Genomic DNA, 14,199 nt, shown 5'->3' with positions numbered 1-14,199 from the left:
TTCGATGTCGACCCCCTGACTGCCGAGTCAGATGTTGTAGATCCAAACCCCGCTCTGGAAAATGTACAAGATCACATGCTGTCACCTTGGTGACGTGTTAGGTTTGACCGGAACACGGCAAGTTACCCCGGTCGAAACTCACTTGAGGAGACCAATGTGGAGCTGATTATGGGATTGAAATCCTTGCGTCTGGAACGCGGCTGGTCACAGGCCGAGCTTGCCGAGATCAGTGATCTCAGCGTGCGTACGATCCAGCGTATCGAAAAAGGTCACACGCCCAGCCTGGAAGCAATCAAGGCCTTGGCGACCAGTTTCGCGCTCTCTGCCGGCGAGTTTCAGCACCACCTGAAACAAACCCGGAGAAAAAACATGCCCGATCCTCTCAGCCATCCGGACATGGCCCGGGGCCTGATCCCCCGGGAATTCGAACGCCTGTTCTGGCACACCATGGTCTTTGCCGGCGTCATGACGGTGATCGCGTTTGTGACCTACCAGCTCGACGTCACCCCACGACTGGGATGGGGTGTCGGTATGATCTGGGCCGGCGTGCTCTTCCTTCAACTGGCCTTGATCCTGTTCCAGCGGCGAACATCTCGAACCCCGGCAAAAGAAAACGGCGCCCGTTAGAGGCGCCGTTTCCATATTCAGCTTCAGTCCGTGGATCAGGCCTTCTCGGCCTTGTCCTTGGTCTTCTTGTTGCGCGGCAACAGCCGGTCGCCCGGTGTGATGTGGAAGTCCAGGCGTTCTGGATCTGCATCGTCAACATTGACCTTGACCAAGCCGCCCTTCTTGAGCTCGCCAAACAGGATCTGGTCCGCCAGCGGCTTCTTGATGTGCTCCTGGATGACCCGACCCAGCGGACGGGCGCCATAACGACTGTCATAACCGCGCTCGGCGATCCAGGCCGTGGCATCCGGCGTCAGCTCGAAGGTCACACCCCGGTCGATCAGCTGAGCCTCCAGCTGCAGGACGAATTTCTCGACCACGCGGGAGATATGCTCAGGGCTGAGCGGTGCGAACGGAATAATCGCGTCCAGACGATTGCGGAATTCCGGCGTGAACAGGCGTTCGACAGCCTGGTCGGCCTCGTCCAGCTTCTTGCCACGGCCAAAACCGATGGCTTCCTTCTGGGCGTCCGCAGCACCGGCATTGGTGGTCATCACGACTATGACATTGCGGAAATCGACCTTCTTGCCATTGCTGTCAGTCAGCGTGCCATTGTCCATCACCTGCAGAAGGATGTTGAACAGGTCCGGGTGCGCCTTCTCGATCTCGTCGAGCAACAGGACGCAGTGCGGATGCTGGTCGATGGCATCGGTCAACAGACCGCCTTGGTCGAAACCGACATATCCCGGAGGCGCACCGATCAGACGCGATACGGCATGGCGCTCCATGTATTCGGACATGTCGAAACGTTGCAGCTCGACACCCATGATATCAGCCAGCTGTTTGGTGACCTCGGTCTTGCCCACGCCCGTCGGGCCGGAGAAGAGATAGGAACCAATCGGCTTGTTCGGCTCCCGCAGTCCTGCACGGGACAGCTTGATCGCGGTGGACAGTTTGGCAATTGCCTCGTCCTGGCCGAAGACCACGCGCTTGAGATCCGTGTCCAGCTGTTTCAGCTGGGTCTCGTCATCCTTGGAGACGGACTTCGGAGGAATGCGGGCCATGGTCGCAACGACAGCCTCGACATCCTTGACGCCAATCGTCTTCTTGCGCTTGGACGCCGGCATCAGACGCATCTGGGCACCCGCTTCGTCGATCACATCGATGGCTTTGTCAGGAAGTTTGCGATCACCCATATAGCGGGCCGACAGCTCGACTGCGGATTTCAGCGCATCATTGGTGAAACGCACATCGTGGAAGTCCTCGAAATAGGATTTCAGACCTTGCAGGATCTTGATCGCATCGGGGACGGACGGCTCGACAACATCGATCTTCTGGAAGCGACGCGCCAGGGCACGATCCTTCTCGAAGTGCTGGCGATATTCCTTGTAGGTCGTGGATCCCATGCAGCGCAGCTCACCGGACTGCAGGGCCGGCTTGAGCAGGTTGGACGCATCCATCGCACCGCCCGAGGTCGCACCCGCACCGATGACAGTGTGGATCTCGTCGATGAAGAGGACGGCATTGTCCTTTTGCTCCAGCTCCTTGACGACCTGTTTCACACGCTCCTCGAAATCACCGCGATAGCGCGTACCGGCCAGCAGTGAGCCCATGTCGAGCGAGTAGATCGTCGCCGTGGCCAGAACCTCGGGAACCTCGTTCTCGATGATCTTGCGGGCGATGCCTTCGGCGATGGCGGTCTTGCCAACACCGGGATCACCGACCAGAAGCGGATTGTTCTTGCGGCGGCGACACAGAACCTGGATGCAGCGCTCGACTTCGCTGTCACGACCGATCAGCGGATCAACGCCACCGGCCTTGGCCTTCTCGTTCAGATTGACGGTGTAGGCGGTCAGCGCATCACCATCCTTCTGCTTCTCTTCCGGCTCCTCGGTACCGCGGACGGCGCGCGGTTCGGCCGCGCTCGCCTTGCGGCCGATGCCGTGGGAGATGAAGTTCACCGCGTCGTAGCGCGTCATGTCGCGCTCGGCGAGGAAGTAAGCCGCGTGGCTTTCACGCTCGGCAAACAGGGCAACCAGAACATTAGCGCCGGTGACCTCTTCGCGGCCGGCATTTTGAACGTGAATGACGGCGCGCTGGATCACGCGCTGGAAACCGGCCGTCGGTTTCGCGTCCTCTTCATCGTCCACAACCAGCTCACCGAGCTCATTGTCGATATATTCTACCAGCGTGGCACGGAGCTCATCGAGATCCACGTCACACGCTTTCATTACGGAGCTAGCGTCCTGGTCGTCCACGAGGGCGAGAAGGAGATGCTCCAGCGTTGCAAATTCATGCCCACGCTCATTGGCATAACCCAAAGCGCGGTGCAGGGAGTCTTCCAAGTCGGCAGAGAAAGATGGCACCACTCTATTCCTTTTCCATCGTGCACTGGAGCGGATGTTGTCCACGCCGTGCAGCGTCCAAGACCTGGGCTACCTTTGTTTCGGCAACCTCGTACGTGTACACACCACACATACCGACACCGTTCTGATGAACATGAAGCATTATCCTGGCGGCATCTTCGGGAGTTTTCCGAAAGATCCCGACGAGGATCTCAACGACGAACTCCATGGGCGTGTAGTCATCATTGAGTAGCAGAACACGGTAAAGCGAAGGTTTCTTTGTCGCCGGCCGTGTCTTCGTGGCAATGCCGGTTTCTTCTTCAACGCCGTTATCTTCGTGATTTCGTTCGGTCATATTATAATCGTTCTTTTGAACAGTATCGGGTCGTTCAACTGACAGATAGGGAGGGGCAGCGCGACCGGAAAGGTGCGCTGTGCACTCCGTCCATCACAAACGATAACACGGAGTCGAGCGGACTGCAGGAATTTCACTGCAGACACGAAAAATTCCTGCATGCGGAACGCGTGCAGAAAAAAGAAGGGCCCGGCGAAAACCGGGCCCAGTCGGGGAGGAAAAATCTGTGGAGTCGCTTAGCGCTGGGATTGCGCCAGGTCGACAGCTGCAGAAACGCGATCGTTCAGCGGCTTGAAAGAGGTCTTGAACAGGTCGGCGAAGAGCTCGGACGTCTTGTTCATTTCAGACAGGTAGCTGTCCATGGAGGACTTGGCGTACTCGGACTGGATCTCGAAGATTTCCTGGACGGACTTCGCGGAAGCAACAGCCTTGGTCACCGCAACGCCCTCTTCCATAGCGGACTTGGCATAAGCAACGGCGTTCGCATTGACCGTCTCGATGCCCTTACCGGCAACAGTCGCGGTCTCGATGACTGCATCCATCGTTTCCTTGTGGAAGGCAGAAGCGTCATTCACCACAGAGATGGTCTTCTCGAAACCCTCTTTGAGAGCTTCATTGCTTGCGGAGGTCATGGTTTCGATCGTCTGGTTCATCGGGTTTCCAACTTTGATCTCGGGCGCAGCGGGCTTCGCTGCAACAGATTTAACGGTTTTCGGCTTGGCGGCGGTTTTCTTCGGCGCTGCCTTGGCAGCCGTCTTCTTGGTCGCCGTGGTCTTGCGAGCGCTTTTCGTCGCCGGTTTCTTGGCCGACACCTTTGCAGGCGTCTTCGGCTTGGCTTCAGCCTTGGTTTTGGCCGGCGCCGGAGATTTCTCGGTTACGTCAGTCATGGCTCAACACACTTCAGAGTCAGCGACCGCACTTCGCAGTCGCAGCATTACTACGCACTCGCAGCACGCGCGTCAAGCGAATTTTGTGCACTGCACAAATTTCGGACTTTCACGTAGCTGACAAGCCGAGCCCGTCGAATTGCGCGCTTATACTTAACCCGATGGAAACGGTGGGCGTCGCACCCTCTCGCGCATGAGACGTCTGCACGCCCCCTTTCTGGCCCTCCTCCTGGCCTTGAGTTTCGCGCTCGCGCCCTCTGCCAGCGCCAATAATCAACGTTATGCGGCTTTTGTGGTCGACCAGAATACCGGTGTAGTCCTGCACTCGAGACGGTCGGAGGCACAGCGCTACCCCGCTTCGCTGACCAAGATGATGACGCTCTATATGCTGTTCGAGGCGATCGATATCGGCGAGATTGGGCTGGAAGATCAGATCCGCGTTTCTGCCAACGCCGCCAGCGCCCCGCCCTCCGGCCTAGGTCTGCGCTCCGGCGATACAATACGTGTCGAGGACGCGATTCTCGCCCTGGTGGTGAAAAGCGCCAACGACGTTGCGGTCGCAGTCGGCGAACGCATCAGCGGAGGCGAACGTGCCTTCGCGGACGAAATGACCGTGCGCGCCCGGGCTCTGGGACTGGAGAACACCACCTTCCGCAACGCGTCCGGCCTGCCCAATTCGCGCCAGACCACGACTGCTCAGGACATGGCCCGTCTGGCTGTCGCCCTGCATCGGGATTTCCCCCAGTATTTCGACTTTTTCGACACGACCGAGTTCACCTATGGCGGTCGCACCTACCGCAATCACAATACGCTGGTCGGTCGCGTCAATGGTGTGGACGGCCTCAAGACAGGATATATCCGTGCGTCGGGTTTCAATGTCGTTGTGTCCGCCGAGCGGGGTGAGAACCGTCTTATCGCCGTGATCATGGGCGGCCCGACCGCCGCTGCTCGGGATGCCCATGCCGAGGAATTGCTGGAAGCGGCCTTCAACACGCTGGAACAGCGTCAGGACAGCCGCTTGTTTGCCGGGCTGACCATTCCGCGCCTCAACCCGGTGCGCGAACAGGCCATCATTGCCCGCGAGTTCGCCGAACTCGGGGTCGCTGCCCCCACGGAAATGGGATCGGCACAGTCTGCACCGCCGCTGCGTGTCGTTCTCGCTGACGAAGACGAGATGACCAGCCCCCTCGCCGCTCCCGCCGCCGAACGCTCCTCCCGGGATCCGGCGAATATCTGGTCTGTCCAGGTCGGCGCCTATCGTTCGGCTGACCAGGCACGTGAACGCCTCGCCCAGGTTGCCGCGCTTTCTCCAGCACTTGATAACGCCCAGCACGCTGCCCGGTCAGTTGATGTAAATGGCAATCAGCTTTGGCGCGCCCGTTTCGAGGCGCTCAGCGCCGAGGAAGCGCGCCAGGCGTGCAGTGATTTCGGCCGGTTCGACCAGGCCTGTTTCGCGGTCGCTCCGGGTCGTTAGACACACATTGTTCAGTCCTGCTGAGTTGACAGCGCCGGATCGCTCGCACACTTTCGCGCGCCTTGCACAACACAACCAATCCTCCCATCCGGCCTGGAATCACCGATGAACGTCGTCGTAGTCGAATCGCCTGCCAAGGCAAAAACCATCAATAAATACCTGGGCTCACAGTATACCGTACTGGCCAGTTTCGGACATGTCCGCGACCTTCCGCCCAAGGATGGCTCGGTCAAGCCGGACGAGGATTTCGAAATGGCCTGGGAGGTCGACAGCCAGTCGGCCAAACGTGTCAAGGCGATCGCCGATGCGGTCAAGGAAAGCGACAAGCTCATCCTGGCGACTGACCCGGATCGCGAAGGCGAAGCCATTTCCTGGCATTTGCTGGAAGCGCTGACCAAGCGCCGCGTGCTGAAGAATGTCACCGTCGAGCGTGTTGCCTTCAACGCCATTACCAAGCCGGCCATCCAGGAAGCCATGCGCCATCCGCGCGCCGTGGACATGGAACTGGTCAATGCCTATCTGGCCCGCCGCGCGCTGGACTATCTCGTCGGCTTCACCCTGTCGCCGGTGCTCTGGCGCAAGCTGCCCGGTTCGCGCTCGGCAGGCCGGGTCCAGTCCGTCGCCCTGCGCCTGATCTGTGACCGCGAGCTGGATATCGAGAAGTTCAAGGCCGAGGAATACTGGACCGTCGACGCCGATATCACGACCTGTGGCAGCAGCTTCCGCGCCAAGCTGGTCACGCTGGACGGCAAGAAGCTCCAGAAGCTATCGATCAAGGACCGCGCCTCTGCCAATGCCGCTGTCGAGGCGATCAATTCTGCCAGCCTCTCCATTTCCGGGATCGAGGCCAAGCCGACACGTCGCAATCCGCCGCCGCCCTTCACGACATCCACCCTGCAACAGGAAGCCGCGCGCAAGCTGGGTTTCTCTGCGACACGCACCATGCAGACGGCGCAGAAACTCTATGAAGGCGTCAATATCGGCGGTGAGACGGTTGGCCTGATCACCTATATGCGTACCGACGGTGTCTCCATGGTGCCCGAGGCGATCAGCCAGGCGCGCGATGTGATCGGCGACCAGCACGGTTCGCTCTATGTGCCGGCCTCGCCGCGCATGTATTCTTCCAAGGCCAAGAACGCCCAGGAAGCGCACGAAGCCATCCGCCCGACCAGCTTCTCCCGCCTGCCGGAGAATATGGACCTGGACGGCGACATGGCCCGTCTCTACAAGCTGATCTGGCGCCGTGCCGTTGCCAGCCAGATGGAGAGCGCCCGTTTCGAACGCACGACGATCGACGTCACCTCCGACGACGGCAAGACCGGCCTGCGCGCCACGGGTTCCGTGCTGATGTTTGATGGCTTCCTGACGCTTTACCAGGAAGGCCGCGACGACGAAGAGGATGAAGGCGAAGCGCGCCTGCCGAAAGTTGAGCAAGGCGCTGCCGCCGACGCTGCCAAGACCTATTCAGACCAGCACTTCACCCAGCCGCCGCCACGCTTTACCGAGGCCTCTCTCGTCAAGCGCATGGAAGAGCTGGGCATTGGTCGCCCGTCGACCTACGCCTCCACGCTGCAGGTGCTGCGTGACCGCGACTATGTCCGCATGGACAAGAACCGTTTCCACCCGGAGGACAAGGGCCGCGTGGTTATTGCCTTCCTAGAGAATTTCTTCAGCCGCTATGTCGAATACGACTTTACCGCGGACCTGGAGGGTCAGCTCGACAAGGTCTCTGCCGGTGATCTGGACTGGAAACAGCTGCTGCGTGACTTCTGGACACACTTCAAGGCGGCGGTCGAAGAGATTGGCGAGCTTCGCATCACCAATGTCCTGGACGCCCTCAATGAAGCCCTGGCCCCGCACATCTTCCCGGAAAAGGAAGACGGCAGCGATCCACGCCTGTGCCCGTCCTGTAACGAAGGCACGCTGAGCCTGCGCCTCGGCAAGTTCGGTGCTTTCCTGGGTTGTTCCAATCACCCGGATTGCAAGTTCACACGCCAGATGAGCCCGCAGGACGCCGACAGCGTCATCGAGGGGGATGGCCAGATCGCTATCGATCCGGAGAGCGGCAAGCCTATCACGCTGAAAGACGGTCGTTTCGGCCTCTATCTGGAGATGGAGCTGGAGGGAGAGGACAAGCCCAAACGCGCATCCATCCCCAAGGGCTGGGACGCGCATGCCCTGACCGAGGACCAGGCCATCAAGCTGATGAGCCTGCCGCGCCTGGTCGGTGAACACCCGGATGATGGTCAGCCGATCACCGCAGCCATCGGCCGTTACGGCCCCTATGTCCACCACGAAAAGACCTATGCGAACCTCGCCAATGTCGAGGAAGTTTTCGAGGTCGGACTCAACCGGGCCGTATCCGTCATCGCCGACAAACGCGCCAATCCGGGCCGCCGTGGCACAGCTGCCACCGCGCTCAAGGAACTGGGCGAACATGACGGCAAGCCCGTCCGCATCATGAGCGGCCGGTATGGCCCCTATGTGAAATACGAAAAGATCAACGCCACCCTGCCCAAGGGCACCGAGCCGGAATCGGTGACGCTGGAACAGGCCATGGAGTTGGTCGAGGCCAAGGCCGCCAAGGGCGGCAAGAAGAAGCCGGCGGCCAAGAAGAAAACCGCCGCCAAGAAAAAAGCGCCCGCGAAGAAAAAGGCTCCGGCCAAGAAGTCGACCAAGAAGGCTGACAGCGAGTCGTGAGCGATCTTGATCCGAAGCTGGCCGGATTTACCCGCGAAGGCCTTGTCGCGGCGATCAAGTCGGGTGAAGGCCATTTCGGCAAGCGCGAGCTCGCTCGCGCGCTCGGCCTGAAGGGCGCCGACCAGAAACGTCATCTCAAGGAACAGCTCGCACTGCTCGAGGATGAAGGCGTCGTCTCCCGCGATAACAAGAAGAATTATGTTCTCGCCGGCGCCTTGCCGGCAGTGACTGTCGTCGTCATTACCGGGCGCGATGAGCATGGCGAATTGTTGGCCGAACCCGCGCGAGCAGACCGCGGCGCACCGATTATCCGCCTCGCTCCCGGCGAAGGGGCTGGCGGCAAGGGTGAAACCGCCGTCGGTATTGGCGACAAGGCACTTGTGCGCCTCGCCGAACAGGAAGACGGCAGTTATGAAGCCCGCATGCTCAAGAAGCTGGGCCAGAGCGCCCACCGCATTCTCTGTGTGATGCGCAAGCCCGAGAAGGGTTATGCCCGTCTCCTGCCGGTGGACCGTCGCTCCCGCCATGAACTCATTCCGGCCAAGGGCGAAGGCGAGAAAGCCGCTGATGGCGAGCTGGTGCTGTGCCGGATCGCCAAGGAGCGCCGCTTCGGCCTGAAAACTGCCGAGATTGTCGAAGTGCTCGGCGATGCAGACAGCGCCGGCGCGGGCAGTGTGATCGCCCTGCATGCACACGGCGTCCCGCAAGGCTTCTCCGAGGCTGAACTGCAGGAAGTCAAGGCGATCAAGCCCGCCAGTATGGGCAATCGTACCGATCTGCGTGATCTGGCTCTGATCACCATCGACCCCGACGATGCCAAGGATCATGACGACGCTGTCTGGGCAGCGCCGGACGAGGATCCCAGCAACAAGGACGGCTGGGTCGTGATGGTGGCCATCGCGGACGTCGCAGCCTATGTGCAAAGCGGTGGTTCGCTGGATCGCGGCGCCTACAAGCGCGGAAATTCCGTCTACCTGCCTGACCGGGTCATTCCGATGCTGCCGGAACGCCTGTCCAACGACCTCTGCTCCCTGCGCGAGCTGGAAGAACGCCCCTGCCTGGCCGTCCGCATGGTCTTTGACCGCAATGGCAGCAAGAAGTCCCACAAATTCATCCGGGGCTGGATGAAGTCGGCTGCCAAATTGGCCTATACAGATGCGCAGGACGCGATCGAAGGCGGTGGCTCGAACAAGGCCATGGCATTGCTGGACGTCGTCCTCAGACCCCTCTGGGGCGCCTATGAGGCGCTGCAAAAGGCCCGCGCCGCGCGCGAACCGCTGGAGATTGATGCGCCGGAACGACGTGTCCGTGTGTCCGAGAGCGGTGAAGTCCTCGGTGTCCAGGTCCGTGAGCGTTTCGATGCACACAAGCTGATCGAAGAGTTCATGATCCAGGCCAATGTCTGTGCGGCAGAAAGCCTGGAGAAGAAGCGCACCCCGCTGATCTATCGCGTTCACGAACAGCCCTCGCGCGAAAAAATCGATGGACTGGCGAGCTTCCTGCCGACGGTCGGCTTCAAATGGGTACGTGGCGAGAAACCGGCGACCGGCCGTTTCAACAAATTGCTGGCACAGGCCAAGGGGACCGAGCACTACGAAACGGTCAACGAGGTCGTCCTGCGCTCCCAGAGCCAGGCTGTCTACGAAACCGACAATGCTGGCCATTTCGGGCTCAACCTCGACCGCTATGCCCACTTCACCTCACCCATCCGTCGATATGCCGACCTGACGGTGCACCGTGCGCTGATCCGGGCGCTGGACCTGGGCAATGACGGTCAGAGCGACGAGGAACGTAGTCGCCTCGCCTCCATCGCGGACGAGATCACCCAATCCGAACGCCGCGCCATGGCCGCAGAGCGCGATGCTGTGGACCGTTTCATCGCGCTTTACCTGGCAGAACGGGTCGGTGGCGAGTTTGACGGTCGTATCACCGGTCTGACGCGCTTTGGTGCCTTTGTGCGCCTGGCCGAGACCGGCGCCGACGGTCTGGTCCCTGTATCCACCCTTGGTCATGAACGCTTCGAACATGACGAGGCCACCCATGTCCTGGTCGGCATGGAAAGCGGCGGACGTTATCGCCTGGGCATGAATGTGAAGGTGCGTATCGAAGAGGCCACGCCCATAACGGGCGGGCTCCTGCTGGAGATGCTCACCGATCCGGAACCGGGTCCTCGTCCGAACCGGCGCAATCGCGGCCGCGGCCGACCGGGTCATGCCCCCAAGCGTGGTGGCCGTCCCTGGAAGAAGGGCAAGCGGCGATGAGCGATGAGAGCCATGACAGGAAACTGCCGGCGATCCGCCCGCGTCTCGCAGCCTCGCTGATCCTGACCCGCGGCGACCGGGACAATCTTGAAGTCTTGATGGGCAGACGGTCGTCCAGACACGTCTTCATGCCCAATAAATACGTTTTTCCGGGCGGACGCGTGGACCGTGCCGACAATACAGCACCGCTTGCCGCTGACCTGGCCAGCGAACCGCTTCACGTAATGCAGAAACACCTCCCGGAACGCCGGGCGCGGGCTGCTGCCGTGGCTGCCGTCCGCGAAACCGCGGAAGAAACCGGATTGCTCATCGCCGCCCGGGGCGCGACACGCTCGCGCCATCCGCACTGGCAGCCCTTCCAGCGCGATGGCCTTTTGCCGGACCTCTCCGCCCTGCGCCTCATCACTCGCGCCATCACGCCTCCGGGACGCAAACGCCGCTTTGACACCTGGTTCTTCACCGCAGACGTATCTGCACTGGCCGATGAGCGCGCGCCGGTACCCAGCGAGGAACTCGAAGATGTTCACTGGGTAGCCTTCCCGGACGCCAAGAAACTTGACCTGCCCATCGTCACGCATTTCGTGCTGGAGGAGTTGCTGCGCGTCCAACCGCCCGAGCCCCAGCCCGTGCGTTGTTTCCGGGCACGTCACGGCAAGATGCTGGTGGAAGATATCTGACCCGCTCGCGCATGCAGGGTGAAAATTTCTAGGACAAGCGTGCTGCCCGGTCCTATAGCTGGGGCATGTCCACAGCGCATTTCTTCACTGACAAGGCTTTCGCCAACAATCGTTCGTTGATCGCAGCCATTTGTTGTGCTGCGGTTTGTGGCATCGTTTTCGGCCTGTCCATGCCACTGATTTCGCTGCGCCTGGAAGAAATGACCGGCTCCGGCCTGATGGTCGGGCTCAATGGCGCTGCTGCAGCACTGTCGACCCTTGTGATCGCGCCGCTGGTTCCCCGCCTGATGGCGCTGCTGGCGCCGCGTCGGCTTCTCGTGCTCTCACTGGTCGGCGCGGCGGGCCTGTTCACACTGCTGCCGGTTTTTCCAGTCGTGCTGATGTGGTTCCTGCTGCGTTTTCTGATCGGCTGTTTCATGACCGTGATCTTCGTGATTTCGGAAAGCTGGATCAATCAGATCGTCTCACCGGACAGGCGCGCCCTGATGCTTGGTGTCTATGGCACGGCACTTTCCGGCGGCTTCGGTATTGGCGGCCTGCTTTTCTCCGCACTGCACGGTGCCGGCGACACAGCCTTTTATCTGGGTGCCTTCATCTTCCTGGCCGGCACCCTTCCGATTCTTTTCCTGGAGGGCCCACAGGCCACAGCGCCGGATGCGGAATCCACTTCGCTGCCCAGCCTGATCAAGACCGCCATGATCGCGCCCAGCGCCATCCTTGCCGGTCTGGCCTTCGGTGCGACGGAGACCCTGCTCTATTCCATGTTGCCGGTGTATGGCAAAAACATCGGGCTAGAGCACACGATGATCGGCCTGATGGTCCTTGCCGTGGCCCTGGGAGCCATCGTATTCCAGCTCCCGATCGGCTGGGTTGCGGATAGGACATCGCGTCGCCTGACCCTGCTCTGGATCGCTGTCATCGCAACATTTGCGTCTGTGCTGGCCGGGTTTGCCGGCAACAACACCCTGTTGCTTCTGCCCATCCTGTTTGTGCAGTCCGGCGTCGTCAGCGGGCTCTACACGGTCGGTCTCTCCCTCCTCGGTGAACGCTTCACCGGCGGAGCAATTGCCACCGCGAACGCGACCTTCATCTTTGCATATGGCGTAGGATCACTGGTCGGCCCGCCGACCGCAGGGCTGGCCATGGACGCGGTTGGCCCCTGGGGCCTGCTCGCTGTTCTCGCCGGGATTACGGGCGCCTATGTCATTGTTGTGTCGCTGCGTACAGTTTTTGGCGGTGCCAAGAGTTGACACTCAGCCCCGCGTGAGTATGTTCGCGCGCTCTCGCGACGGCAATGGGGCCGTTTGTGCGCGATGAACCAGGACTTTTGAGCCATGGCGAAGCCAACAACGATCAAGATCCGCCTGAACTCCACGGCTGGAACCGGTTACTTCTACGTAACCAAGAAAAACGCGCGCACCATGACCGAGAAGCTCGTGCTGAAAAAGTACGATCCGGTTGCCCGCAAGCACGTTGAGTTCAAAGAAGGCAAAATCAAGTAAGCTGTTAAAGCTTAACTTGTTTTCGTATCAGGCTGCAGCTCATGCTGCGGCCTGAACTCGATTCCGGCCATCGGTTTTCGCCTCATAGAGCGCGGCATCGGCCCGGCGCAACAGCGATTCCATCGGCTCTCCCGACGATGCCTGGGCCAGGCCAACACTGACTGTGACCGGCAGTTCCAGCTCGTCCGACAGCTTGAACAATTCACTGCAGACACTGCGGCGAATGCGCTCGGCAGCATGCTCGGCCTCGGCCAGACCAGAGCCCGGCATCAGAATCACAAACTCCTCACCGCCATAACGCGAAGCTAGGTCCAGCGCCCGCAATTGTGCGGTAATGCGCTGGGCAAAGATTTTCAGCACCACATCTCCGGCCTCATGGCCATGCGTGTCGTTGATGCGCTTGAAATAGTCGATATCCAGCAAAAGCACGGAAACTGGTGCTCCACCGGCATTCGCGCTCTCGACCGCCTGGCGCAGACGCGATTCGATGAAACGACGATTGTGCAGCCCTGTCAGCGCGTCGGTGATCGCCATGTTCAGGCTCTCATCCAGGCGATTGCGAAGCTTGTCCGCATAGCGTTTGCGACGCAGCTGGGTGCGCACACGCGCAGCGAGCTCGCTGGCATCTACCGGCCGGTAGACAATGTCATTTGCACCCAGCTCCAAAGCCTTCACGGCCATCTTGACGTCATCCGGGTTGACGATGGCGACGATCGGAATCTGACGTGTCGCCGTATCGGATCGAATGCGAGCACACACACGCAAACCGTCAAAGGTCGGACAGGTCAGGTCCAGCAACATCAGATCGATACCGCTCTGCATGCGCTTGACTGCCGAGGCGGGCTCCAGCTCGTAGTCTGCGTCAATTCCGTCCGGAAAAGCGCGGGCAAAACGTTTGCCGCTACGTTCCTCGCTGGTGACGACAAGCGCGGTTGCGGGCTGGGCATCCAGCTCGACCGGGTCAGCCACGATACCGGCAAGCGCCCCGCCCTGGTCGCGATAGCGCAACTCGTCCAGCACGGCCTTCAGACGCAATAGACTGCGTACGCGTGCAAACAAGGTGACATCGTCGATCGGCTTGGTCAGGAAATCATCAGCACCACATTCCAGACCCCGAATGCGATCCTCGCGCTGATCCAGCGCTGTGACCATGATGACCGGGATGTGGCGGGTTTGCAGATCGACCTTCAGGCGCTGGCAGGTCTCGTAACCATCAATGCCAGGCATCATGATGTCGAGCAGGATCAGGTCGGGTTGTTCCTGGCGAGCGAGATCGATGGCATCAACACCGTTCTCGGCCGTGCACACGTCGAAATACTCGGCAAGGAGCTTCGCCTCCAGCATTCGGACGTTGGCAGGCTGGTCATCGACGACAAGAATACGGGCACTCAT

11 protein-coding genes are annotated in these 14,199 nt (G+C 60.5%); 7 read left to right on the top strand and 4 right to left on the bottom strand.

Translation table 11 applies throughout. From position 1 onward, the window contains the following. Positions 1-156 precede the first annotated feature (156 nt). Positions 157-627, top strand: a complete 471-nt coding sequence (locus SIC17_RS15410) for a helix-turn-helix transcriptional regulator (protein ID WP_291896168.1) — start codon at positions 157-159, stop codon at positions 625-627. Positions 628-662: 35 nt separating this feature from the next. On the opposite strand, the gene clpA is transcribed toward SIC17_RS15410, so the two are convergent. From clpA to SIC17_RS15395, 3 genes are all read right to left on the bottom strand, one after another. Beyond that, entirely contained in the window at positions 663-2,972 is a 2,310-nt protein-coding gene (gene clpA, locus SIC17_RS15405; RefSeq protein ID WP_291896170.1) for an ATP-dependent Clp protease ATP-binding subunit ClpA, read from the bottom strand. A 4-nt stretch (positions 2,973-2,976) separates the two neighbouring features. Continuing rightward, entirely contained in the window at positions 2,977-3,306 is a 330-nt protein-coding gene (gene clpS / locus SIC17_RS15400) for an ATP-dependent Clp protease adapter ClpS (RefSeq protein WP_291896172.1), read from the bottom strand. Between the two features lie 236 nt (positions 3,307-3,542). Next, positions 3,543-4,193, bottom strand: a complete 651-nt coding sequence (locus SIC17_RS15395) for a phasin family protein (protein ID WP_291896174.1) — start codon at positions 4,191-4,193, stop codon at positions 3,543-3,545. A gap of 193 nt (positions 4,194-4,386) precedes the next feature. On the opposite strand from SIC17_RS15395, the gene SIC17_RS15390 reads away from it, so the two are divergent. The 6 genes from SIC17_RS15390 (at position 4,387) to rpmG (ending at position 12,807) form a co-directional block, all read left to right on the top strand. Then, a complete protein-coding gene (locus SIC17_RS15390) occupies positions 4,387-5,667 on the top strand; it encodes a D-alanyl-D-alanine carboxypeptidase (protein ID WP_412545920.1) in 1,281 nt (426 codons plus the stop codon). Positions 5,668-5,772: 105 nt separating this feature from the next. Further along, positions 5,773-8,367: a type I DNA topoisomerase gene (topA, locus tag SIC17_RS15385; RefSeq protein ID WP_412545919.1), complete on the top strand. Its 2,595-nt coding sequence runs from the start codon at positions 5,773-5,775 to the stop codon at positions 8,365-8,367. Further along, positions 8,364-10,628, top strand: a complete 2,265-nt coding sequence (rnr, locus tag SIC17_RS15380; RefSeq protein WP_412545918.1) for a ribonuclease R — start codon at positions 8,364-8,366, stop codon at positions 10,626-10,628. Before topA ends, rnr begins: the two co-directional genes overlap by 4 nt. Continuing rightward, positions 10,625-11,305 (top strand): NUDIX hydrolase, encoded by a 681-nt coding sequence (locus SIC17_RS15375; protein ID WP_291896181.1) that lies wholly within the window; start codon positions 10,625-10,627, stop codon positions 11,303-11,305. The genes rnr and SIC17_RS15375 overlap by 4 nt, the downstream gene beginning before the upstream one ends. Before the next feature lie 65 nt (positions 11,306-11,370). After that, positions 11,371-12,555: an MFS transporter gene (locus tag SIC17_RS15370; RefSeq protein WP_412545917.1), complete on the top strand. Its 1,185-nt coding sequence runs from the start codon at positions 11,371-11,373 to the stop codon at positions 12,553-12,555. Positions 12,556-12,639: 84 nt separating this feature from the next. Continuing rightward, the gene (rpmG, locus tag SIC17_RS15365; RefSeq protein WP_009800672.1) at positions 12,640-12,807 is read left to right on the top strand and encodes a 50S ribosomal protein L33; all 168 of its coding nucleotides are present in this window, start codon (positions 12,640-12,642) and stop codon (positions 12,805-12,807) included. A gap of 39 nt (positions 12,808-12,846) precedes the next feature. On the opposite strand, the gene SIC17_RS15360 is transcribed toward rpmG, so the two are convergent. Further along, entirely contained in the window at positions 12,847-14,199 is a 1,353-nt protein-coding gene (locus SIC17_RS15360; protein WP_412545916.1) for a PleD family two-component system response regulator, read from the bottom strand.

The organism is Maricaulis sp. MIT060901 (genome assembly GCF_047123815.1).
Taxonomy (GTDB): Bacteria; Pseudomonadota; Alphaproteobacteria; order Caulobacterales; family Maricaulaceae; genus Maricaulis.
Note: the sequence above shows the minus strand (reverse complement) of the source record. Positions and strands in the feature narration are given on the sequence as shown.